Source organism: Stenotrophomonas geniculata (assembly GCF_034508895.1).
Taxonomy (GTDB): domain Bacteria; phylum Pseudomonadota; class Gammaproteobacteria; order Xanthomonadales; family Xanthomonadaceae; genus Stenotrophomonas; species Stenotrophomonas geniculata.
Map to the genome: position 1 here is coordinate 2,605,549 of NZ_CP140571.1, position 21,579 is coordinate 2,627,127.

At 66.8% G+C, this 21,579-nt stretch carries 21 protein-coding genes; 7 read left to right on the forward strand and 14 right to left on the reverse strand.

Going from position 1 to position 21,579, the window contains the following annotated elements:
- Positions 1-3: 3 nt before the first annotated feature.
- Complete coding sequence (locus tag RI032_RS12055) at positions 4-411, forward strand: ExbD/TolR family protein (RefSeq protein WP_019338425.1); 408 nt, start codon at positions 4-6, stop codon at positions 409-411.
- A 9-nt stretch (positions 412-420) separates the two neighbouring features.
- Here the strand turns inward: RI032_RS12055 and RI032_RS12060 are convergent, their stop codons facing one another.
- Positions 421-762, reverse strand: coding sequence for a hypothetical protein (locus RI032_RS12060; RefSeq protein ID WP_139727656.1), 342 nt, complete (start codon positions 760-762; stop codon positions 421-423).
- Positions 763-1,126: 364 nt separating this feature from the next.
- Between RI032_RS12060 and RI032_RS12065 the strand changes: the two genes are divergently transcribed.
- Positions 1,127-3,988, forward strand: coding sequence for a TonB-dependent receptor (locus RI032_RS12065; protein ID WP_010480916.1), 2,862 nt, complete (start codon positions 1,127-1,129; stop codon positions 3,986-3,988).
- 132 nt (positions 3,989-4,120) lie between these two features.
- On the opposite strand, the gene fhuE is transcribed toward RI032_RS12065, so the two are convergent.
- The 3 genes from fhuE to RI032_RS12080 all read right to left on the reverse strand — a co-directional run bounded on the left by fhuE (position 4,121) and on the right by RI032_RS12080 (position 7,543).
- Positions 4,121-6,259 carry a ferric-rhodotorulic acid/ferric-coprogen receptor FhuE gene (gene fhuE / locus RI032_RS12070; RefSeq protein ID WP_134959080.1) on the reverse strand — a complete coding sequence of 713 codons (2,139 nt, stop codon included), beginning with the start codon at positions 6,257-6,259 and terminating at the stop codon, positions 4,121-4,123.
- 172 nt (positions 6,260-6,431) lie between these two features.
- A complete protein-coding gene (locus RI032_RS12075) occupies positions 6,432-6,983 on the reverse strand; it encodes a M23 family metallopeptidase (protein WP_322547050.1) in 552 nt (183 codons plus the stop codon).
- Between the two features lie 77 nt (positions 6,984-7,060).
- Positions 7,061-7,543, reverse strand: coding sequence for an Lrp/AsnC family transcriptional regulator (locus RI032_RS12080; protein ID WP_134959079.1), 483 nt, complete (start codon positions 7,541-7,543; stop codon positions 7,061-7,063).
- A 72-nt stretch (positions 7,544-7,615) separates the two neighbouring features.
- Here RI032_RS12080 and RI032_RS12085 point away from each other — a divergent pair, with 72 nt between their 5' ends.
- A complete protein-coding gene (locus RI032_RS12085) occupies positions 7,616-8,491 on the forward strand; it encodes an EamA family transporter (RefSeq protein ID WP_029379718.1) in 876 nt (291 codons plus the stop codon).
- 78 nt (positions 8,492-8,569) lie between these two features.
- Here the strand turns inward: RI032_RS12085 and RI032_RS12090 are convergent, their stop codons facing one another.
- From RI032_RS12090 to RI032_RS12105, 4 genes are all read right to left on the reverse strand, one after another.
- Positions 8,570-9,307 (reverse strand): endonuclease/exonuclease/phosphatase family protein, encoded by a 738-nt coding sequence (locus tag RI032_RS12090; protein WP_008267450.1) that lies wholly within the window; start codon positions 9,305-9,307, stop codon positions 8,570-8,572.
- 53 nt (positions 9,308-9,360) lie between these two features.
- Entirely contained in the window at positions 9,361-10,191 is an 831-nt protein-coding gene (locus RI032_RS12095; RefSeq protein WP_322547051.1) for a thiol:disulfide interchange protein DsbA/DsbL, read from the reverse strand.
- Positions 10,192-10,297: 106 nt separating this feature from the next.
- A complete protein-coding gene (locus tag RI032_RS12100; RefSeq protein ID WP_322547052.1) occupies positions 10,298-10,948 on the reverse strand; it encodes a thiol:disulfide interchange protein DsbA/DsbL in 651 nt (216 codons plus the stop codon).
- A 106-nt stretch (positions 10,949-11,054) separates the two neighbouring features.
- The gene (locus RI032_RS12105) at positions 11,055-11,855 is read right to left on the reverse strand and encodes a c-type cytochrome (protein WP_010480905.1); all 801 of its coding nucleotides are present in this window, start codon (positions 11,853-11,855) and stop codon (positions 11,055-11,057) included.
- A 156-nt stretch (positions 11,856-12,011) separates the two neighbouring features.
- Between RI032_RS12105 and yihA the strand changes: the two genes are divergently transcribed.
- A complete protein-coding gene (gene yihA / locus RI032_RS12110) occupies positions 12,012-12,614 on the forward strand; it encodes a ribosome biogenesis GTP-binding protein YihA/YsxC (protein WP_014038472.1) in 603 nt (200 codons plus the stop codon).
- A 106-nt stretch (positions 12,615-12,720) separates the two neighbouring features.
- On the opposite strand, the gene RI032_RS12115 is transcribed toward yihA, so the two are convergent.
- The 3 genes from RI032_RS12115 to RI032_RS12125 form a co-directional block, all read right to left on the reverse strand.
- Positions 12,721-13,695 carry an MBL fold metallo-hydrolase gene (locus RI032_RS12115; protein WP_322547053.1) on the reverse strand — a complete coding sequence of 325 codons (975 nt, stop codon included), beginning with the start codon at positions 13,693-13,695 and terminating at the stop codon, positions 12,721-12,723.
- Positions 13,696-14,400: 705 nt separating this feature from the next.
- Positions 14,401-15,225, reverse strand: coding sequence for a helix-turn-helix transcriptional regulator (locus RI032_RS12120; RefSeq protein WP_322547054.1), 825 nt, complete (start codon positions 15,223-15,225; stop codon positions 14,401-14,403).
- The gene (locus RI032_RS12125; protein ID WP_032129894.1) at positions 15,222-15,926 is read right to left on the reverse strand and encodes a VIT1/CCC1 transporter family protein; all 705 of its coding nucleotides are present in this window, start codon (positions 15,924-15,926) and stop codon (positions 15,222-15,224) included. Before RI032_RS12125 ends, RI032_RS12120 begins: the two co-directional genes overlap by 4 nt.
- Positions 15,927-16,078: 152 nt before the next feature.
- On the opposite strand from RI032_RS12125, the gene RI032_RS12130 reads away from it, so the two are divergent.
- Entirely contained in the window at positions 16,079-17,443 is a 1,365-nt protein-coding gene (locus tag RI032_RS12130; RefSeq protein WP_322547055.1) for a glutamate--cysteine ligase, read from the forward strand.
- Between the two features lie 88 nt (positions 17,444-17,531).
- Here RI032_RS12130 and RI032_RS12135 read toward each other — a convergent pair whose 3' ends face one another.
- Positions 17,532-18,590, reverse strand: coding sequence for an NAD(P)-dependent alcohol dehydrogenase (locus RI032_RS12135; protein WP_322547056.1), 1,059 nt, complete (start codon positions 18,588-18,590; stop codon positions 17,532-17,534).
- Positions 18,591-18,697: 107 nt separating this feature from the next.
- Here RI032_RS12135 and RI032_RS12140 point away from each other — a divergent pair, with 107 nt between their 5' ends.
- Positions 18,698-19,582: a LysR family transcriptional regulator gene (locus RI032_RS12140; protein ID WP_049411730.1), complete on the forward strand. Its 885-nt coding sequence runs from the start codon at positions 18,698-18,700 to the stop codon at positions 19,580-19,582.
- A 77-nt stretch (positions 19,583-19,659) separates the two neighbouring features.
- Here the strand turns inward: RI032_RS12140 and RI032_RS12145 are convergent, their stop codons facing one another.
- The gene (locus tag RI032_RS12145; protein WP_322547057.1) at positions 19,660-20,322 is read right to left on the reverse strand and encodes a TetR/AcrR family transcriptional regulator; all 663 of its coding nucleotides are present in this window, start codon (positions 20,320-20,322) and stop codon (positions 19,660-19,662) included.
- A 76-nt stretch (positions 20,323-20,398) separates the two neighbouring features.
- Between RI032_RS12145 and RI032_RS12150 the strand changes: the two genes are divergently transcribed.
- Positions 20,399-21,094, forward strand: a complete 696-nt coding sequence (locus tag RI032_RS12150; RefSeq protein WP_049411723.1) for a DAPG hydrolase family protein — start codon at positions 20,399-20,401, stop codon at positions 21,092-21,094.
- Positions 21,095-21,106: 12 nt separating this feature from the next.
- Here RI032_RS12150 and RI032_RS12155 read toward each other — a convergent pair whose 3' ends face one another.
- Entirely contained in the window at positions 21,107-21,523 is a 417-nt protein-coding gene (locus RI032_RS12155) for a VOC family protein (RefSeq protein WP_043400085.1), read from the reverse strand.
- Positions 21,524-21,579: the final 56 nt, after the last annotated feature.

Below are 21,579 nucleotides of genomic sequence, written 5' to 3' on the forward strand. Positions count from 1 at the left end.
CACATGGCGTTCAGTAGCGCAGGAAGAAGCGGCCCGCTGGCGGACATCAATGTCACGCCACTGGTGGATGTGATGCTGGTGCTGTTGATCATCTTCATCGTGACCGCGCCGATCGTGGCCCGGCCGATTGCCGTGCAATTGCCGCAGGCCACCGATCGGGTGGTCGACCGTCCCGAACCGCCACCGCCGATCGAGCTGCGCCTGGACGCTGCCAACCAGCTCAGCTGGAATGGCCAGCCGATGGCGATCGGCGAACTGCAGGCGCGCCTGCAGGCACAGGCGGGCGAACATGCCGGCAACCTGCCGGAGCTGCGCATCGCCACCGATCCGGCGGCCGAGTACGAAGGCATGGCGCGGATATTGGCTGCGGCCGAAGCCACTGGCATGGAGCGCATTGCCTTCGTGCGATAGAGCGTTGTCTCACTGCTGCTCATGCGGTGATTGCTGCATGAGCGGCGCTTGCCCTGCTGACAGCGTCGCATCCAAGATCCGCAGAAAAGCCATTTCAATCTGCACTGGAACCTGGGTCGGATGTGCTCGCCACTTTCTGCGCTCAGGGTCATGTTCAACGTGGAAAGCAGTCAACTCGGCTCTCTCGAAATCCACCACAACCGTCAGTCCCTCTCCCGAGGCCAAGGCCGCATCGCTGGGGGAGGGACAGTTGTTGCACTCGATCACGCCGCCTGCTCTCGATTCACCTGCCAGGGAAAGAAGCAGCGTCATCACCATCGTGACGCCCGGCACGGCAGTCACTGCTTTCATGTTCGGCCCTCCCGTGAATGGCTGGAGGTGCGAGTCTGCGCTGGGTCGACTGGTGGGGCCTCCTGAATGAAGGAATTTTCAAACCATTCCTGAAACGGTCCGGCAAAGGCCTTTTCCGTGAATGCGGAAGCTACCGGCGCGCGCTGTCGCAGCCTGCATCAAGGCTGCCTACGGTGAACAGTATCGTCCGGTCATAACCTGCAGCTATCTGACGCAATCGGCCTGCAATTACGTCAATTCCGCGTGAAAGAGTGTCGATCATCACGCCGCGATTTTTACCACTTGTTTACAAAGGAGACGGCGCCGCCATGCAGGGAGGGAGTGCGGCGGCCCATGTCCCGACATTCCTTTGGAGAGAGAGCGAATGAATCACCTGCACCACCGCCCTTTGGCGGTTGCCGTCGCGCTGTGCGTGATGACTCTGGCACCGTTGGGTGCCGCTGCACAATCCACCACCAACCTGGATGCGGTGGAAGTCACCGGTACCCGCATCAAGCGCGCTGAGGTGGAGGGCCAGGTGCCGATCCAGACGCTGACGCGCGGCGATATCGAACGCACCGGCCTGACCTCGATCGGCGAAGTGCTGCAGCAGCTCACCGGTTCCGGTTCGGCGCTCAACGCCAAGTTCAACTCGTCCGGCAACTTCGGCTTCCCGCCCGATGGCAGTGGTGTAGGTGCCGGTTCGGCGCAGGTGGACCTGCGCCACCTGGGCGCCAAGCGCGTGCTGGTGCTGGTCGACGGCATCCGCTGGGTCAATGAGTCATCCGCATCCGGCGTCGGCTCGGCCACCGATCTCAATACCATTCCGCTGGCCATCGTCGAGCGCATCGAAGTGCTGGAAGATGGCGCGTCGTCGCTGTACGGTTCCGACGCCATTGCCGGCGTGGTCAACATCATCACCCGCCGTGACTTCGATGGCGGCCAGGTGACCCTGAACTATGGCGAGTACAGCAAGGGCGATGGCACGCAGAAGGGCGTGGACCTGGCCTGGGGCAAGAGCGGCGACCGCTTCAGCCTGTTCCTGGGCGCCAGCTGGACCAAGCAGGATCCGGTGTTTGCCAAGGACCGCGAGCAGTCGCGCTTCCCGATTCCCGGCACCGGGCTGGCGTTCGGCAGCGGTGGCATTCCGCAGGGTCGTTTCATGTTCACCGACCCGAACACCGGCGCGGTGCAGAACATCGTGCCCAATACCGGCGTGAGCAACCCGCGCTACGACGGCAGCGCCGGCTGCGCGCGCACCGATGACTATCACTGCTTCACCAGCGCCGACCGGTTCAATTTCGCCGAGTACAACATGGTGCTGACGCCCTCGGAGCGCAAGGGCCTGTTCGGTCAGTTCCGCTTCGACATCACCGACAACGTGCAGTGGTACGTCAAGGCACTGGGCAACCGTCGTGAGTCGACCAACCAGGCCGGCCCGGAGCCGCTGTTCTTCGGCCCCGATGGCGCCACCGGCAATCCGCTGGCCGACAACATCACCGTGTCCGCGCTCAATCCGTACAACCCGTTCGGCTTCGACCTGGTCTCGGGTGACAACCTGAGCCTGATCGGCCGCCGCCCGGTGGAAGGCGGCGCGCGCGTGTTCAAGCAGGAAGTGGACACCACGTATTTCGCCACCGGCTTCGTCGGCAACTTCCAGGCGGCTGACCGCAGCTGGTACTGGGACGTCAACGGCATGTACAGCAAGAACAAGGCCGAACAGACCAACTACGGCAGCTACAACATCTACAACGTCAACATGGCGCTGGGCGATCCGTCGGTCTGTGCGGCGACGCCGGGCTGCGTGCCGCTGAACATTTTCGGCGGTGTCGGTTCGATCACCCCGGACATGCTGAAGTGGATCCAGCCGGTGGTGCGTGACCGCAGCCAGAACGAACTGAGCCTGTTCACCGCCAACCTGTCCAGCGACCTGTTCACGCTGCCGGCCGGCCCGGTGTCGTTCGCTACCGGCTTCGAGTATCGCAAGTACGAGGGTTCGTACCAGCCCGATCCGCTGACGGTGGCCGGCCACTACAACGGCGTGCCGTCGCAGCCGACCTCGGGCTCCTATGACGTCAACGAGGCGTATCTGGAGTTGAGCGTGCCGATCTTCGCCGATTCGACCTTCGGCAAGAAGCTGGACCTGAGCCTGGCCGGGCGCTACTCGGACTACTCCACCTTCGGTGGTGAATTCACGCCCAAGTACGGCCTGCGCTGGCAGGTGACCGATGACTTCGTGCTGCGCACGACCTATGCCGAAGGCTTCCGTGCACCATCGATCGGTGAGCTGTACGGCTCGGCCGCGCGTGCCGACCTGCAGCTGTTCGATCCGTGCTCGGTGGGCCTGGGCGGTACGCCGCCGCGTGGCAGCGCGGCCAACTGTGCTGCGCTGGGCGTACCGGCCGGGTTCCAGCAGGCCAACTCGCAGATCTCGGTGACCACTGGCGGCAACCGCGAGCTGGATCCGGAACGCTCGCGCAGCTTCAGCGCAGGCTTCGTGTGGAGCCCATGGTTTGGCAGCAACAGTTCGTGGTCGGAGCGCTTCGATGTGGAAGTGACCTTCTACCGCCATGCCATCGACGGCGCGATCCAGGCAATCAACGCGCAGACCCAGCTGGACCTGTGCGTGGACACGCTGGACCCGATCTACTGCAACGGCATCACCCGTGCCAGTACCGGCGCGGTCAGCAGCTTCAACAACCGGCTGACCAATCTAGGTTCGATCAAGACCGATGGCTGGGATGTGGATCTGTTCTGGACGTTGCCGCAGAGCTCGATCGGTCAGTTCAAGCTGGGCTGGAAGAACACCTTCGTGGGTCGCTACGAAGCCACCGGTGCGGCGGGCCAGAAGCAGCCGCAGAAGCCGGGCGTGGAAGTGGCCGACAGCTCGATTCCGGAATGGACCAGCAATGCCAGCATCGGCTGGACGCTGGATCGCTGGAGCGCCAACTGGACCGTGCGGCATATCTCCGAACTGACCGAGAACTGCGGTGACGCTTCCGTGTTCCCGGTCTGCAGCAACCAGGCTGCGGGCACCAATACGCTGTCGGCCACCACCTTCCATGACATGCAGGTGGGCTACAAGATCGACTGGATGAAGGGGCTGCAGCTGACGGCCGGCCTGAACAACGTGTTCGACAAGGATCCGCCGATCTGCCTGTCGTGCTCGTTGAACGGTTACGACGCTTCGACCTATGACATCCCGCGTGGCCGCTACTGGTACCTGCGCGCGGACCTGCGCTTCTGATGTAACGGTGGCAGTGCCGGTCAGTTCCGGCGCTGCCTTGCTGGTGTAGAGCCGAGCCCACGCTCGGCTCAGAGAATCAGCCGAGCGTGGGCTCGGCTCTACAGGTGCGGGGCGATCGTGCCCCGCGCCTGATCAGAACGCCCAGGTGAACGTCAGCGAGCCATTCCGGCCATCGCCGTACGCACCGTAGCCGGTGATCTGCGAGTAGTACTTCTTGTCCAGCAGGTTGTTGAGGTTGGCCTGCACGCTGAACTCCGGCGAGATGCGGTAGCGCACGAAGGCACTGACCAGCGCATACCCTTCCTGTTCGAAGCGGCCCACCACCGGTGCGGCGTAGTAGATGCGGTTCTGCCAGTTGGCACCGCCGCCGACGGTCAATTCCTGCAGCGATTGCGGGGTGTAGCTGGTGAACAGCTTCAGCGCGGTCTGCGGCAGGTTGGTGTTGATGTCGGCACCGTTGATGTCCTTGGCCACATAGCGCGAAGCACCGAAGGTCGCATTCCAGCCCGGGGCCAGTTCGCCGTTCACTTCGAACTCGAATCCACGGCTCACGGTGCCGCGCGCAGCGATCGAGGCGAACTCGCCCGGGCGGCCGATGATCGGTTCGCTGGTGACCTGGGCGACGTTGTCCTGCTCGATGCGGAACACCGCCAGCGAGGCGTTCAGACGGTTGTCGAACCAGGCGCCCTTGACGCCCACCTCGTAGCTCTTGCCGTCTACCGGATCGAGATAACGGTCGTTGCGGTCGCGCGCGGTCTGCGGCTGGAAGATTTCGGTGTAGCTGGCGTACGCGGAGTAGGTGTCGTTGATGTCATACACCAGGCCGGCGTACGGGGTGGTCACCTTGTGTTCGCGGTCGTCGTTCTCGCCTTCGCTCTTCCAGTGGGTGTAGCGCGCACCGAGGATCAGCTTCAGCGGATCAGCCAGCGACAGGCGCGCGGCGGCATAGCCGGCCTTCTGGGTGATGGTGCCCTGGCTGGCCAGCGCCAGCGGGTTCCAGTTCGGCTGGGCGATGTTGCCGGTCCAGTCGAGATAGGAGCTGAAGGGATTCCAGCCGGTGCCGGGACCGCCCATCTGGAAGTCACCGTAGTTGGCGAATTCGCGCTTGTTGTAGCTCAGGCCGGCCATGAACTGGTGTTCGCGGCCGAACAGCTGGAACGGACCGTCGATGTAGCCATCAATGCCGTCGACCTTGCGCTCGGTGTTGTAGAAGCCGGCCATCGGCGTGATGCCGGCGCCCGTGGTCTTGTTGAATGCGGTATAGGCCGGATAGAACAGCTTGTCGTCGGCCTTGGTGCGGTCGTGGGTGGCGCCGATCTTGAACTTCCAGCCATTGCTGAAGGCGTGCTGCAGGGTGGCGAACGCACGCTTGCTGGTGGTGTCCCAGTAGGTCCAGTCCGGCGACGGATTGAACGAGGTCGGATAGTTCGTCGGGCTGCCATCGGCGTACCACATCGGGAAGCCGCCCCAGGTCGCGCCATTGGCGCGCTTCTGCTGGTAGTCGTAGCCCACGCTCAGCTGCGTGTCCGGAGTCAGGTCGGCGTCGATGACGGCGTAGCCCAGCGTCTTGCGCTGGTTGTAGCGGTCCATCTGGCCGTCGGTGTCCAGGTAGCTGCCGATTACGCGGCCGCGCACCGTGCCACTGGCGTTGAGCGCGCTGCCCACGTCCACGGTGGTGCGGGTGCGGCCCCAGCTGCCGACGTTCACCGAGACGCTGCCGGTCAGTTCGGCGCTGTCGGCATGCTTGCGGATCAGGTTCACCGACGCCGACGGATTGCCGGCGCCGCTGAGCAGGCCGGTGGCACCGCGCACCACTTCCACGCGGTCATACAGCGCCAGGTCCAGGCCGGAATCGCCGTAGCTCCAGTTCTGCACCATCTGCGTCGGCAGGCCATCGAACTGGTAGGCATCGATGTAGAAGCCGCGCGCGTAGAACTCGGTGCGCTCGCTGTCGGACTGGGTGCTGGTGACGCCGGTGGTGTTGGCCAGTACGTCGATGATGTCGTCCAGCTTCTGATCTTCGATGCGCTGGTGGCTGATGATGCTGACCGACTGCGGGATCTCGCGCGGCGCCAGGTCGAAGCGGGTGCCGGCCGAGGTGCGGCGCACCGAGTAGCCTTCGGCGCGTTCGCCCTTGACGACGACCTTGTCCAGCGTGGTCGGGTCGGCGGCGGTGTCGGCGAAGGCGGCCGGGGCCACGGCGCAGAGAACGGCAAACACGGCAACGGACAGCCGCTGCGGCGGCGGGGTACGGAAGGCGGAACGGTTCATGGGGGTCCTGGGCGAGCACGCGCGATCGGCCGGCATCCAGGAGGCGAGGCGCTACGGGTAGGGAGAGGACGGGCAGGCCGTCCTGGCACTACCGGAAACGAAAGAAATGGTAATACGAACTATTCCTATTTACAAATCATGAACAGATCGATGCGCGGGTGCGCAATGGAGGTCAGCGCAGCAGTGGCAGCGGGTCGCGGGCGCCGTCTGCGCCGTAGATGCCCCAGTGCAGGTGCGGGGGCGTGCCCTTGGCGTTGCCGCTGTCGCCCACATGGCCGAGCAGGTCGCCGGGCTGGACCACCTGGCCACGCGCCAGGTCCTCGGCCCAGCTTTCCAGGTGCGCGTAGTAGTAGCGCTCGCGTCCGGGCCCGATCACCCACACCTGGCGCCCGCCGAGCCCACGTTCGCTGACATCCGCGATGACACCGGCCGTGGCGCTGCGCACTGGCGTTCCACGGCTGGCGAAGATGTCGATGCCGGCGTGCGAGCGGTCACGGCCTCGCGGCGCACCGAAGGTATCGGCAATCTGGCGTGGCCGCACGCCGTCCACTGGCACCGGCAGTTGCGTGGCCGGCGGCATCCGCGCGAGTGTCCACAGCATCTTCGGTGCGGCGGCCCAGGGACTGTTCCACAACGCCATCATCGCAACGACGGCAATGGCCAGCCACAGGCCGCGCAGCAACCAGCGGCGCAGGCGGTGGGCGTGGGAGGGCGATGTGCTCATGGTTTCGGAGTGTAGAGTCGAGCCATGCTCGACTGCTGCAGTTTTGCGGTCAAAAGGCAGTCGAGCATGGCTCGACGCTACAGGACCGGCAGCAGCGGAACCTCGAAACTCCGCTTCAGCGTGCCCAGTGCTACCGAGGTGCGGAAGCGCTCGATGTTGTCATCGCCACCGAACAGGCGCTCGGTGATCGCTTCGTACTCCTCCATCGACGCCGCCGAAAGCAGCAGCAGGAAATCGCCATCGCCGGTGATCGAGTAGCACTGCTGCACGGCCGGGTCGTCCTGCACGCGGCGCTTGAACGGCGCCACGCGTTCGCGCTGCTCGCTGACCACGCGCACCTCGACGATGATGGTCAGCGGTCGCCCGACCTTGGCTGCGGCGACCACCGCCACGTTGGCGGCGATCACGCCACTGTCCTGCAGGCGCTTGATGCGGCGTTGCACGGCCGGGGTGGACAGGTGCACGGCCTCGGCGATTTCGCGCTGCGGCAGGGTGTTATTCCGCTGCAGGAGGTCGAGGATGGCGCGGTCGAAGCTGTCGAGCACGGGGGCGGTGGCCATGGCGAGCAGAAGTTGCACGAACAGGCTGTCAATTGAGCCAAGTGCTCGGCGCCGGCGCAATAGACTTTGCGCATGCAGACCTCACGACTCGCGCCGATGTTGCCGGCGCTGGCGGTGCTCGGCTCGGTCACCTCGCTGGCCATCGGCACCTCCTACGCAAAACACCTGTTCCCGCTGATCGGCGCCCAGGGCACCAGCGCGCTGCGTGTGGGCTTCTCGGCCCTGTTGCTGCTGATGTTCTGGCGGCCATGGCGCTGGAAGACCAGCCGCGTGGACGCGATCACCATCCTGCGCTACGGGCTCACCCTGGGCCTGATGAACCTGCTGTTCTACATGGCCCTGCGCACGATTCCCTTCGGCATCGCGGTGGCCATCGAGTTCACCGGGCCGCTGACGGTGGCGATGCTGTCGTCACGACGCCCCATCGACTTCGTCTGGGTGGGCTGCGCGGTGGTGGGTTTGTTGCTGCTGCTGCCGCTGGGCGGTGGCCCGGCGCTGGATCCGGCTGGCGTGCTGTATGCGATGGGCGCAGCGGCGTGCTGGGGCCTGTACATTGTGTTCGGCAAGCGTGCCGGTCATCTGCACGCTGGGCACTCGGTCTCGCTGGGGCTGCTGGCCGCGTCGCTGGTGGTGGTGCCGGTGGGCGTGGTGCATGCCGGCGCCGCGCTGCTCGAGCCGAAGATCCTGGCGGCCGGCCTGCTGGTGGCGCTGGTCTCCAGCGCGATTCCGATGTCGCTTGAGATGATGGCGCTCAAGCGCCTGCCGAAGGAAACGTTCGGCATCCTGATCAGCATGGAACCGGCGGTGGCCGCGTTGTGGGCGATGCTGCTGCTGCACGAGCACCTGCATGGATTGCAGTGGCTGGCGATCGGCTGCACGGTGCTGGCCTCGGTGGGCAGCACGATGACCGCGCGGCGGTTGAAGGTGCCGGTGGTGCAGGCCGGGTAGCGGCAGAGAGCGTGCGGACCAACGGTCCGCACCCACCAGAGCGGCGTGCCAACCAAGGTTGGCACCTGCCAGGAGCGTTCAGCGCAGGGCGTCAGCCGGGACGTCGATTGCCATCGCCAGGGCGAGGTGATCGGAGAACGCGGCCGGTACGGCTTCCACGGTGCGGGTCTGCAGGCCACTGCTGACCAGGATGTGGTCGATGGCGCGGTCGGGGCGCCAGCTGGGGAAGGTCGGCACGATGCAGCCCGGGGGCTGCAGCCGGGTCTTCTGGTACAGCACCTGCATTTCCGGGCGCTCGGCCAGGCAGTTGAAGTCACCCATCAACACGGCGTTCGGGTGGTCGGACAACAGCTCGGCGATGAAGCCCAGCTGTGACATCCGCGAGCCTGCACCCAGCGACAGATGGGCCACCGCCACCGCCAGGCCGTCGGCGCCATCGCCGAACTTGGCCAGCAGCACGCCGCGCCCGCCGATACGGCCGGGCAGGGCGTGGTCCTGCACTTCCACCGGTTCCAGCTTGCTCAGCAGGCCGTTTGCGCTGGAGGCGACCCCACCCATGCGCCGGTTCGGCTGGTGGCTCCAGTAGTTGAAGCCGGCACGCTGGGCCAGGTAGTGGGTCTGGTTGGTGAAGCCCGAGCGCAGGCTGCCCGGGTCGGCCTCCTGCAGGCCGACGATGTCATGTTCGCGCGCCAGGGTGGCGATCGCGTCCAGGCTGCTGCGCTTGCGACCCGCCGGCAGCGCATGTGACCAGCTGCGGGTCACATAGTCGCTGTAGCGGCGGGTACTTGAGCCGGCCTGGATGTTGGCCGTCAGCAAGCGCAGGGTCCGTGTACGGGGGGAATTCACGGCCGGGAAACGCTTCTCTTGGATCAGTGAGCCTGGGCCGCACCGCGTTCGCGGGCGATCAGGTGGTCGGCAATGCGCAGCATGTCCGGGAAGCTCTTGCCCTTCACCAGGTACTTGCCGTTGACGATGATCGACGGGGTGCCGCTGATCTGGCTGCGCTGGGCGAACTGCTTGGCCGAGTTGGTCTTGGCATTCACTGCGAAGCTGCCCATGGTGGCGGCGAACTGCTTCGGATCCACGCCGTAGGCACCGTAGAACTTGGCGATGTCGTCAACCGAATCGGTGCCGCGCTCACCCTTCAGGGTCTTCTGCGAATGGATGGCAGCGTACAGGGCTTCGTGGGTCTTCTCCTGCACACCCAGGGTCTGCGCGGCGTAGAAGGCACGGGCGTAGTTGTCCCAGGTGCCGCCGAACATGGCCGGCACGTAGACGAAGTTCACATCGCTCGGCAGGCCGGCCTTCCACGGGCCGACCAGCGGCTGGAACGCGGCGCAGGCCGGGCAGACGTAGCCGAAGATCTCGGTCACTTCGATCTTGCCGGCGGCCGGCTGGAACGGCTGGCCGTTCGGGATCACCTGGTAGTCGGCGCCTTCCACCGGGGCCGGGCCGGTCAGCGCGGCGGTGTTCGGGGCTGGTGCAGCGGCCGGGGCGGCTTCAGCCGCGGCCTTCTCGCCTTCGGCAGCGGCCGGTGCGGCGCCTTCGGTACCCGCGGCCGGCGCAGCCGGTTCGGTGGTCGCCGGAGCTGCAGCCGGTTCGGCCGGGGCCGCGGTGGTGTTGGTGCTGCCGTCGTCGGCCTTGCAGGCAGCCAGGATTGGCAGCAGCGCTGCGAGGGCGAGGGCGTAACGGATCTTCATGGAAACGTCTCCAGCATCTGGAAAGGTGGGGCCGGCGTCATGCGCCGGCCAAGGGGAAATGATGACACGCGGCGGCGACAGCGCCGTGTCGGTGGTGGGTGTTGGTTCAGCGGCCGCGGGCGGCGCGGACCTGAGCGATCAGCGCCGAGGCGATGCGCAGCTGGTCGTCGAAGCTGTCGCCACGCACCAGGTACTGGCCGTTGATGATCAGCGCCGGGGTCCCCGGGATCCTGGTGCGCTGGGCGAACGCGCGGGCGGCATCGACCTTCTTCTGTACGGCATCGCCGCGCAGGGCCTGCAGGTAACGGTCCGGGGTCACGCCGTAGGCCTTGTAGAAGGTGGCGAGCTCATCGGCCGAAACGTTCTGCATCGGCAGCGAGCCATCATGGTGCAGGGCCTTGAACACGGCGCCGTGGCTGCGCTTGGCCACGCCGACTTCGTCGGCGGCGTAGTAGGCCAGGGCCCAGGCGTCCCAGGCGCCGCCGAAGGCCGCCGGAACCGGGGTGAAGCGTACGTCGGCCGGCAGCTTGGCTGCCCAGGCTTCCAGCTGCGGCTCGAAACGGGCGCAGTGCGGGCAGGTGTAGCCGAAGACTTCGACCACCTCGATCTTGCCGGCCAGCGGCTGGAACGGGCCCGGCTGGGCGATGCGCTCGTAGTCTTTGCCCTCGACCAGCGGGGCATTGGCAGGGGTTGCGGCGCAGGCCACCAGCGGCAGCAGCACCAGCACAGACAACAGCAGGCGGGAAATCAACCTCATCGACACGCATCTCCGTTGAAAAAAGCAACGCCGGCGCGGTCGCCGGCGTGAAGGAAACATACCGCAGGCGAGGGCCGCGGTGGCGGCCCCGGCCGACCAATGGTGGTCAGGGGGCGGCAGCCGGTTGTGCCGGCGTGGTGGCAACGGCCACGTCGTCGGCCTTGTTGTGCAGACCCTGCAGGTAGCTCGACAGTGCCTGCACCTCCTGCTCGCTCAGCTTCTGCGCGACCGTGGCCATGATCTGGAAGTGCGCCTTGTCGGTTTCGTTGGTCTGGCCGGCCTGGTATTCCTGCAGGCGGCGCGCGACATAGCTGGCGTGCTGGCCACCAATGTGCGGATAGGCCGGGCCGGGATTACCGGCGCCGCTGGGGCCGTGGCAGGCCATGCAGGCCGGCAGGCCGCGCTTGGCGTCGCCGCCGCGGTACAGCTGCTGGCCGATCTCGTAGAACTTCATGCCCTTGTAGGGGCCGTCGGTGACCGCCGTGTCATCGGCGATGCCGGCGGTGGCCTTCTGGGTGGCGAAGAACGCGCCGATGTCGCGCATGTCCTGCGGGGTGAGGTTCTGCACGAACGGCACCATCGCCACCGCCGCACCGGAGCTGCGCTGGCCGTTGGCGATCAGGGCCATCTGCTGGGCGACGTAGCGTTCGCTCTGGCCGGCGATGGACGGGTACATCTCCACTGTGGAATTGCCGTCGGCGCCGTGGCAGGCCGCGCAGGCCGAGGCCTTGGTCTGGCCGGCCTTGGCGTCGCCCCAGGTGGTCTTGCTGAAATCCACTTCCAGCGAGGCGGTGCGGATCGGCCCGTTGTCGGGCAGCGGGGTCAACGTGGTCTGCGCGAACGCAGCAGCGGCAACGACTACAGCAGTGGCAAGGGCGGATACGGCAAGAACGCGAGCGTGGCGCATGCTGAAGCTCCGTATGGACCGGGCCGGGCGGTGGCCGCCGGCATCGCCCGGATTATCAACGCCGTTTCCGCGCACGGTCAACGCAGCAGTGCAGCAAAATGCCCGCAACGGCCGCCGGCACGGGCGCGCGGCGCCGCAACATGCGATCCTAGGCACATGTCATTGCTCATCGAACGCGCCCGTTACCACCTTTCGGCCCACAACGTGCGGCAGCTGCCCCCCGACGAAGGGGCCGAAGTGGCCTTCGCCGGCCGCTCCAACGCCGGCAAGTCCAGTGCGCTCAACGCGCTGACCCGCCAGAACGCCCTGGCCCGTGTCTCCAAGACCCCCGGCCGCACCCAGCAGCTGGTGTTCTTCCAGGTCACGCCTGAAGCGCATCTGGTCGACCTGCCCGGTTACGGCTACGCCAAGGTGCCGCTGGACCTGCAGGCGCACTGGCAGGCCTTCATCGACAGGTATTTCCGTACCCGCGAAGCCTTGAAGGGCCTGGTGGTGGTGATGGATATCCGCCATCCGCTGAAGGACTACGACCGGCAGATGCTGTCCTATGCCGTGCAGCGTGGCCTGCCGGCGCACGCGCTGCTGACCAAGGCCGACAAGCTCAGCCGCAGCCAGCAGATGCAGTCCCTGCAGAAGGTGCGCAAGGAGCTGCAATCGGCCTATGGCGACAGCGTGAGCGTGCAGGTGTTCTCCGGCGAAGACCGTACCGGTGTGGACGAAGCCCGCGGCGTGATCGGCGGCTGGTTGGGGCTGGAGTAAGGCTTCCGGTTTTCCTGTAGAGCCGAGCCTACGCTCGGCTGCCGCGCGCAGCGCGGCCAGGCCCAGGTTGCCGAGCATGGGCTCGGCTCTACAAGGGCTCATCGGCTCATTTCAACGGCGAATACTCCGCCGGCACCCACGCATAGGCCTTGCCCTCGCCACGCACATGGCCCAGGCCGGGGAACGGCAGGTGCGCACCGGCCACCCACCAACCGTTGACGGTGGCCTGCTGCAGCAGCCCGCGACGGCTGGCGATGGCCGCCTTGCGGTCCGAATCGGCCTCGAATGCCGCCTCCGGGTGCGCGAACTGCACCGCATGGAAGTGCAGCACATCGCCCCATACCAGCAGTGACTCGCCCTTGCTGTCGAACCGGTAGGAGACATGGCCGGGCGTATGGCCATGGGTGTCCATCGCCACCGCGCCACCGGGCAGGGCATCGCCGGGGCTGAAGGTGCGCAGGTGGCCGCTGGCCTGGTACGGCGCCACCGCGTTGCGCGCCAACGGGAAGGCGAAGCGCACGCCCTTCGGTGCGGTGGCCTCGCTGGCCGGGTTGAGCCAGTAATCGGCATCGGCCTTGGACAGCCACACCGTGGCATTGGGATAGGCCGGCTTGCCCTGCGCGTCGAGCACCCCGCACAGATGGTCCGGATGGGCGTGGGTCAGCAGCACCTCGTCCACCTCGGCCGGGTCCACGCCGGAGGCGCGCAGATTGCCCAGCACCTGGCCCAGGCCGGGGCCAAAGCACTGCGCGGTGCCGGTATCGACCAGGGTCAGGTGGTTGCCTTGGCGGATCAGGAACGCGTTGATCGCTGTCTGCAGGCCTTTCTTGTCCTCAGGTACGTAGCGGCCTTCCAGCAGGCGGCTGACCAGCGTCGGCGGCACGTCCACCACTTCCTGCCGGCCCAGCGCGACCACGCCGTCGAACAGGGCGGTGACCTGCAGTGCGCCGACGCGCTGGTGATAGACGCCAGGCACCTGCTGGGTGGGGGCGGGTGAAGTAGCCTCGGCCAGCGCGGCCAGCGGCAGGGACGACAGGACCAGCAGCAGGGCGGAGCGCAGGGGCAGGTGGCGCAGGGTCATGGTGGTTCTCGGTGGATGACGGGTGGTTCCGTTGGCCTAGCGTGCCGTGGCTGGCGTGTGCGCGGCGCTCAAACCACTACGTGGAATGCTCAGGGAAGGGGGGGCTGCAGGGCTGCGCCCTGCACCCGCAGAGGCAACGGCAACGGCAACGGCCGAAGCAAAAGCTGGTTTCCTGTGGGATGGCGGGGTGGGTCCGGTTGCGGGAGACGCCGTGAACCCTTCCATGGGGGCTTGGCCGCGGCATCCATGCCGCGGACACTCCCGCAACCGGACCCACCCCGCCTTCGACAGTTGGCCGCGATCTGTCGGAACGACGTATTGCCTTGGTGGGTGTCGACCTTGGTCGACACAGTAGATCCACGCCATGCGTGGATGACTCATTCGATATCTGACAGATGTGTCGACCAAGGTCGACACCTACCTACAGCCGCCGGAATCTGTCGAAGGCGGGGCACTGTGGGTTTGCGGGGTGTGAGCCGCATGGATGCGGCGACCAAGCCCCCATGGGTGAGGGCGCTTTGCTTGCGAAGCACTGCTTCGCAAGCGCCCGAACGCACAGCCGCCAGCGGCTGGGCCGGTCTGGGGGTTTACGGCGTCCCCGCAAACCTACAGTGCCCCGCCATCCCACGGAATGCATGCTGTTGCTGTTGCTACGGCTGTTGCCGTTGCCTCTGCGGGTGCAGGGCGCAGCCCTGCCGAACCCCCTCAAATGTCTGTGGGAGCCAGCCCGTACTGCTCGGCGAAGCGCTTGCTGAAACTCGCCGCAGACCGATAGCCCGCGCGTGCGGCCACGGTCTTCAACGGCAGGTCCGTGGTGTAGAGCAGCTGCATGCCATGCGCCAGCCGTGCCTCGGTGAGCAGCTGGCGCAGGCTGGTGTCCTCGGCAGCGAGCCGGCGGCGCAGGGTCGCGCCGCTCAGCGCGAACTGTTCTTCCACATCGCGCGACTGCCAGTCGCGTGCCGGTTCGGCGGCGATGCGGTCGCGGATCTGTTCACCCAGGCTCGGCGCCTGCGGCAGCAGCAGGTTGCCATGGCCCTGCCGGCACAGGGTCAGTACCAGCGAGGCCAGGGCCAATCGTGCTTCGCTGTAACGCCCGTCCTGCAGCGATTGCCGCCATTGGCGCAGTACCGCGCCATGTTCGATCAACGGCAACCGCGCCATCGCCTGGCCAGGCGCGGGAAGCCCCTCGATCCACAGCGTGCGAGCGGCCGCCAGCACTTCGGCACACAGCGGCACGATGGCGCTGAGGTAACGGCCACTGCGCGGGTCGGGGGTGTTGACCACATCGATGCGGCAGCGCTGGGTCAGCAGCAGGATGTCGCTGGGAACGAACGCCAGAGACTGATGAGCGGTACGCACCTGCTTGCGGCCTTCCAGCAGGATCGCGAACTGCGGTTGCGGAATCTCCACCGAGCTGGCGCCATGCTCGCGACGTGCGGTGATGCAGGCATAGCCGTCGGCGCGCTCGCAGCCGGCCAGACTGGCCATCTCAGCCAGCAGTGCGGTGGCCGCGGGCAGCATGGCGGTCATGTCACGTGTGCGCCGAGCAGGCGACCGACGCCGGCGGCTGCGGCCATCGCCAGCGCGCCCCAGAACATCACCCGGATCGCGCCGCGTACCGGCGGTGCGCCGCCGGCCTGGGCTGCCATTGCGCCGGTCAGGCACAGGCCGAGCAGGGTGCTGGCGGTGGTCATCATCGCGACCTTGTCGACCGGCGCCAGCAGCGCGGTCAGCACCGGCAGTGCCGCACCGCAGGTGAAGGCGCCGGCCGAGGCCAGCGCTGCCTGCAGCGGGCGGGCGCGCAGGGTATCGGTAATGCCCAGCTCGTCGCGGGCGTGGGCGCCCAGTGCGTCGTGGGCGGTGAGCTGTTCGGCCACCTGCCGTGCCAGCGCCGGCTCCAGGCCACGGTGGCGGTAGATCGCGGCCAGCTCTTCCAGCTCGCTGTGCGGATCTTCGTGCAGTTCGCGTTTTTCCATCGCCAGGTCGGCGTCTTCGGTGTCGGCCTGGGTCTGCACCGAGACATACTCGCCGGCCGCCATCGACATCGCGCCGGCCACGGTGCCGGCCACGCCGGTGGCCAGGATGGTCGCAGCGGAGGCGCCGCTGGCGGCTACGCCGACCACCAGGCCGGCCACCGAGACGATGCCATCGTTGGCCCCCAGCACGGCGGCACGCAGCCAGCCGACGCGCTCGGAGCGGTGCAGTTCGGGGTGTCGTGAATGGCGGCTCATGCCCCCGAGTGTACGAGGGTCAAGAGGGCGTCGGTAGGATGCTGAAAACCGTCTCCGTCGCATGACGCAACGGGTCGCCACGCTATAGTGCGCCCTTGCGATGGAAGGCTCCGAGCCCCACATCCCCCGCCACCGTCCAGCGAGCCTTCCCCTTGTCGAGCCCCAGCCACGTCGCCGATACACCCATTACCGACCGCTCGCAGCTGGTGGAGGTGATCGCCTCCGGCGAGAAGCCCCGCGCGCAGTGGCGCATTGGCACCGAGCACGAGAAGTTCGGGTTCCGCCTGGATGACCTGCGCCCACCGACGTTCGAGGGCGAGCGCGGCATCGAAGCCCTGCTCAACGGCCTGGTCCGCTTCGGCTGGGAGCCGGTGCAGGAAAACGGCAACACGATCGCCCTGCTGCGCGATGGTGCCTCGGTGACGCTGGAACCGGCCGGTCAGTTGGAACTGTCCGGAGCGGCGCTGGAGACCATCCACCAGACCTGCGTGGAAACCGGCACCCACCTCAATGAAGTGGCGCAGGTGGCCGGCGAACTGCAGCTGGGTTTCCTCGGCATGGGCTTCCAGCCGAAGTGGAAGCGCGATGAGATGCCGTGGATGCCGAAGGGCCGCTACAAGATCATGCGCTCGTATATGCCCAAGGTCGGCTCGCTCGGCCTGGACATGATGACCCGCACCTGCACGGTGCAGGTGAACCTGGACTACGCCACCGAAGCGGACATGGTGAAGAAGTTCCGCGTGTCGCTGGCGCTGCAGCCGATCGCCACCGCGCTGTTCGCCGATTCGCCGTTCACCGAAGGCAAGCCGAATGGCTACCTGAGCTACCGCTCGCACATCTGGACCGACACCGACGCCGACCGTACCGGCATGCTCGACTTCGTGTTCGAGGATGGCTTCGGTTACGAGCGCTATGTCGATTACCTGCTCGACGTGCCGATGTACTTCTCCTACCGCGATGGCATCTATCACGACGCCAGCGGACAGAGCTTCCGCGACTTCATGCAGGGTAGGCTGCCGGTGCTGCCGGGTGCGCTGCCGACCCTGCGCGACTGGTCGGATCACATGACCACCGCGTTCCCGGAAGTGCGCCTGAAGAAGTACCTGGAAATGCGCGGCGCCGACGGTGGCCCGTGGAGCCGCCTGTGCGCGCTGCCGGCGTTCTGGGTCGGCCTGCTGTACGACGACACCGCACTGGATGCGGCCTGGGACCTGGTGCGTGACTTCACCCTGGCCGAGCGCCATGCACTGCGCGACGGCGTGCCGAAGCATGCAATGAACCTGCCGTTCCGCAGTGGCAGCGTGCGCGACCTGGCCCGCGAAGCGGTGAAGATTTCCGTCGAAGGCCTCAAGCGCCGCGCGGCGCGCAATGCCGACGGCCAGGACGAGAGCAAGTTCCTGGACGTGCTGCAGGAGATCGTCGAATCCGGCCTGACCCCGGCCGAGCGCAAGCTGGCGCTGTTCCATGGCCGCTGGCACGGTGACGTCGATCCGGTGTTCCGCGAGTTCGCGTATTGATGATGTTGGGTGGGTGCCGACCTTGGTCGGCACGCGATGAAAAAACCCCGGCACTGCCGGGGTTTTTCTTTTTCACACCTGCCTTGGATCAGGCCGCGTTCTTCATCGTCGCCATGTCGATCACGAAGCGGTAGCGCACATCGTTCTTCGCCATGCGTTCCCAGGCTTCGTTGACGTTCTTGATGTCGATCATCTCCACATCGCTGACGATGCCGTGCTCGGCACAGAAGTCCATCATTTCCTGGGTCTCGGCCATGCCGCCGATCGCCGAGCCGGTCAGGTGCTTGCGGCCGAAGATCACACTGCCGCCGGTCAGCGGCGGGTCCAGTTCGGTCAGCACGCCCACCAGGCACATGGTGGCCTCGCGCTTGAGCAGGCCCATGTACGGGTTGGTGTCATGGCCAACCGGGATGGTGTTGAGCAGGAAGTCGAAGCTGCCGGCGTGCGCCTTCATCTGTGCGGCATCGCGCGAGACCAGCACTTCGTCGGCGCCCAGGCGCTTGGCGTCGGCACCCTTTTCCGGGGTGGTGGTGATCATCACCACGTGCGCGCCGAGCGCCTTGGCGAACTTCACGCCCATGTGGCCGAGGCCACCCAGACCGATCACGCCAACCTTCTGGCCCGGGCCGACCTTCCAGTGGCGCAGCGGCGACCAGGTGGTGATGCCGGCGCACAGCAGCGGGGCGGCCGCCTTCAGGTCGAGGGTGTCGGATACCTTCACCACGAAGCGCTGCTCGACCACCACGTGGTCGGAATAGCCGCCGTAGGTCGGTGCGCCGCTTTCGCGTTCACGGCCGTTGTAGGTCCAGGTCGCGCCTTCGGCGCAGTACTGCTCCAGGTCGTGCTCGCAGGCGTCGCAGTGGCGGCACGAGTCGACCATGCAGCCCACGCCGGCGTGGTCGCCGACCTTGAAGCAGGTGACGTTGCTGCCGACCTCGGTCACGCGGCCGATGATCTCGTGGCCCGGCACCATCGGGTAGATCGAGCCACCCCAGTCGTCGCGGGCCTGGTGCAGGTCGGAGTGGCAGATGCCGCTGTAGAGGATCTCGATGCGCACATCGTCCGGGCCGACCGCGCGGCGTTCGAACTCGTACGGAATCAGCGGGTCGGTATGTGAATGGGCGGCGTAACCACGGGCGAGGGACATGGGGAATCCTTGGCAGGGTTTATCGAAAGGCGTTTTACAATACGCCCCGTTCCCAGCGGCAGGAATCGCGGATATCGGCATGATTCATCAAGTGGAACTGCACAATCATGGCCACTGACAACCTCACCCACCTGGCCGCGTTTGCCGCGGTCGCCCGCCACCGCAGCTTCCGCCGCGCCGGTGCCGAGCTGGCGCTGTCGACCTCGGCGGTGAGCTATGCGATCCGCGCGCTGGAAGAGCGGTTGGGGGTGGGCCTGTTCCATCGCACCACCCGCAGCGTGGCCCTGACTGAGGCCGGGCAGCGCCTGCTGGAGCGCCTGCAGCCGGCGCTGGGCCAGGTGCATGACGCGCTGGAAGAGATGAACCAGTTCCGTGCCGCCCCGGCCGGCCTGCTGCGCATCAACGCCACCCGCGCGGCGGTACCGACCCAGTTGGGGCCGCGACTGGCGCGCTTCCTGCACGCTCACCCCGACGTGCGGGTGGAGCTGACCGAGAACGATGGCCTGGTCGACATCGTCGCCGAGGGCTACGACGCCGGCGTGCGCCTGCACGAGTTCGTGCCCGAGGACATGGTGGCGGTGCCGATGGGGCCACCGCTGCGCGGGCTGATTGTCGGCTCGCCGGACTACCTGCGGCGACACCCGGCACCACAGCATCCGCGGGACCTGGCGGCACACGAATGCATCCGCTTCCGCTTCGCCAGCGGGCATCTCTACAAGTGGCAGTTCGAGCGTAGCGGGCAAGCGCTGGAGATCGATGTGCCGGGCCGGCTCACGTTGAGTGAGCAGGGCACCGTCGTGGGTGCAGTGCTTGATGGCATCGGCCTGGCCTACGTACTGGAAGACACGGCAAGGCCCTACATTGATTCGGGGCAGATGGTGGCGGTGCTGGAAGACTGGAGCGAACCGTTCGCCGGCTTCGCGCTGTACTACCCGAAGCAGCGGCAGATGCCCGGTGCGCTGCGCGCGTTCGTGGATATGCTGCGCGAATGAGTTGCGATGGATGATGTGGTGCCGACCAACGGACGGCACCCACCACCCACTGTCGTCCATGCGCGGATGGGGCAACCCTACGGCACCCGCAACACCGGCGCCAACAACGCCAGGCACTCACGCAGGTGCACCTCCACCGGCGCATCCTCGGCCACCACGCCGATCACGCGTTCGCGCAGCGGCTCGGCCACGGCCATTGCCAGGATCAGTCGCGCCGTGCGTGCGGAATCCCCCTCACGCAGCAGCCCACGCTGCTGCTGCCGTTCCAGCCAGTCAGCCAGCAGCGCACGGCCGCGTTCGATGCCGTTGTCCAGATAGGCCTGCAGCAGCGCATCCTTGCCAGGGAAATCGGTAGCCAGCAGCCGGAACACCTGCACCGCCTGCGCCGACAGTGCCTGCGTGCACACCGCCTGCAGGATGTCCTGCAGCAACGGCAGCACCTCGTCGGCACCGTGCGCATCGCGCTGCAGCTGCGGCGCGAAGCCGTCGGTCCATTCGCGCACCGCCAACCCGACCAGTTCCTCGCGGTTGCTGGCGTGGCGGTACACGGTCTTCTTCGCCACCCCGGCATGGGTCGCCACCGCTTCGATCGTGGTCGCCTCGTAACCCTGTGCCAGCAGCAGCTCCAGCGTGGCCTGCAGCACGGCGTGGCGGACCTCGGCTTCCGGTCGAGCGGGGCGGCCGCGGCGGCGGCTCGGTGTTGTGGGCTCGGGCAGGGGGGGGCTGTTCATTGCCCCCATCTTACCGCATCCGGCTAATTGAGAAACGAATAACGTTTCCGTATTGTCGGGTCTCCCAACACCGCAGGAGACCCCGATGGATACCGCTGTGAACGCACGCGCCTGGCTGGACCACCACGATCTGCTCGACCCGGCGCCGATGCACCTGGAGACCGGCATCCAGCGCCGCGAAGACGGCACCCTGCTTGTCGCGGTGCGTACCGATCTGCACGGCTGCAAGGGCCGCATGCTGGACTGGTGGTTCACCTTCTTCGAGACCACCCAGCACATCCGCTGGTGGCATCCGGTTGATCATGTCGAGCATCGCGGCTGGGACGCGGCGTGGCAGCGCGGGCGCAGCTACCACGGTGCCAGCATCCATGCGGTGGAATCGCTGGCCGACATTCCGCCGGTGGCGGCGCGCCTGAAGTTCCATGATCCGCGTACGTTGTTGGTGCCAGAGCGCCTGCAGGCGGCACAGGATGCCGGCGATGTATCGGCGGTGATCGCCGCGCGCATCGGCTTCGGCGACCACGTCCGCCTGGATGCAAACGGTGATCCCTGCGACGGGCAGATGCTGCACGTGGCACGCGATACGCCGTTCGGCTGTGTGCTGCGCAGCCGCTTCGTGCTGGGCCTGGACAGCGCTGATCCGCACCGCGATGCCGGCGATGCGGTCGGCCTGGGCCTGCTCAAGCACTGCTACACGGAGTTCAGTTTCCTCTCGCGGCTGCTGCCGTCGCTGTACTACGGCGAACGCGCGAATGGCGAGGCGGTACCGTTGCCGTGGTGAACCGCGCGCCGGTCATTCGACCAGCGCGTCGTAGCCTTCAGCACTGAACTGGATCAGGCAGAAGCCGTGGCCGAACGGGTCGGCCAGCACGGCGATGCGGCCCCAGCGACGCTCGCGCACGGACTGCTCGAGTGTCGCCCCGGCTGCAACCGCACGCGCCAGCGCGGCGTCGATGTCATCCACCACCCAATCCAGGTGCAGCGGCGTCCAATGGCGCTCGTAGTCGCGCACGTCGCCGTCTTCGGTGGCGGCGCTGCCGGCGTCGTTGTGCAGCAGGTAGAGCGGCGCTGGCCCACCGAGCAGCTCCACCGCGCCCGGGCCGAGACGGCGGCCGATGCGCAGGCCGAAGGCCCGGATGTAGAAGTCTTCGGCAGCGGCGAGATCGGGGACATCGAGATTGACGATGAATGACGCGGTGGGCGTATCCATGGGCAGATCCGGTGGATGCGGGCGGGCAGTGTACGCCCGCATCCACGCATGGCGTG

Excerpts from the sequence above, each read along its gene's own strand:
- RI032_RS12055 (WP_019338425.1), top strand. The coding sequence starts at position 4 with ATGGCGTTCAGTAGCGCAGGAAGAAGCGGCCCGCTGGCGGACATCAAT.
- RI032_RS12060 (WP_139727656.1), bottom strand. The coding sequence starts at position 762 with ATGAAAGCAGTGACTGCCGTGCCGGGCGTCACGATGGTGATGACGCTG.
- RI032_RS12065 (WP_010480916.1), top strand. The coding sequence starts at position 1,127 with ATGAATCACCTGCACCACCGCCCTTTGGCGGTTGCCGTCGCGCTGTGC.
- fhuE (WP_134959080.1), bottom strand. The coding sequence starts at position 6,259 with ATGAACCGTTCCGCCTTCCGTACCCCGCCGCCGCAGCGGCTGTCCGTT.
- RI032_RS12075 (WP_322547050.1), bottom strand. The coding sequence starts at position 6,983 with ATGAGCACATCGCCCTCCCACGCCCACCGCCTGCGCCGCTGGTTGCTG.
- RI032_RS12080 (WP_134959079.1), bottom strand. The coding sequence starts at position 7,543 with ATGGCCACCGCCCCCGTGCTCGACAGCTTCGACCGCGCCATCCTCGAC.
- RI032_RS12085 (WP_029379718.1), top strand. The coding sequence starts at position 7,616 with ATGCAGACCTCACGACTCGCGCCGATGTTGCCGGCGCTGGCGGTGCTC.
- RI032_RS12095 (WP_322547051.1), bottom strand. The coding sequence starts at position 10,191 with ATGAAGATCCGTTACGCCCTCGCCCTCGCAGCGCTGCTGCCAATCCTG.
- RI032_RS12100 (WP_322547052.1), bottom strand. The coding sequence starts at position 10,948 with ATGAGGTTGATTTCCCGCCTGCTGTTGTCTGTGCTGGTGCTGCTGCCG.
- RI032_RS12105 (WP_010480905.1), bottom strand. The coding sequence starts at position 11,855 with ATGCGCCACGCTCGCGTTCTTGCCGTATCCGCCCTTGCCACTGCTGTA.
- yihA (WP_014038472.1), top strand. The coding sequence starts at position 12,012 with ATGTCATTGCTCATCGAACGCGCCCGTTACCACCTTTCGGCCCACAAC.
- RI032_RS12115 (WP_322547053.1), bottom strand. The coding sequence starts at position 13,695 with ATGACCCTGCGCCACCTGCCCCTGCGCTCCGCCCTGCTGCTGGTCCTG.
- RI032_RS12120 (WP_322547054.1), bottom strand. The coding sequence starts at position 15,225 with ATGACCGCCATGCTGCCCGCGGCCACCGCACTGCTGGCTGAGATGGCC.
- RI032_RS12125 (WP_032129894.1), bottom strand. The coding sequence starts at position 15,926 with ATGAGCCGCCATTCACGACACCCCGAACTGCACCGCTCCGAGCGCGTC.
- RI032_RS12135 (WP_322547056.1), bottom strand. The coding sequence starts at position 18,590 with ATGTCCCTCGCCCGTGGTTACGCCGCCCATTCACATACCGACCCGCTG.
- RI032_RS12140 (WP_049411730.1), top strand. The coding sequence starts at position 18,698 with ATGGCCACTGACAACCTCACCCACCTGGCCGCGTTTGCCGCGGTCGCC.
- RI032_RS12145 (WP_322547057.1), bottom strand. The coding sequence starts at position 20,322 with ATGGGGGCAATGAACAGCCCCCCCCTGCCCGAGCCCACAACACCGAGC.
- RI032_RS12150 (WP_049411723.1), top strand. The coding sequence starts at position 20,399 with ATGGATACCGCTGTGAACGCACGCGCCTGGCTGGACCACCACGATCTG.
- RI032_RS12155 (WP_043400085.1), bottom strand. The coding sequence starts at position 21,523 with ATGGATACGCCCACCGCGTCATTCATCGTCAATCTCGATGTCCCCGAT.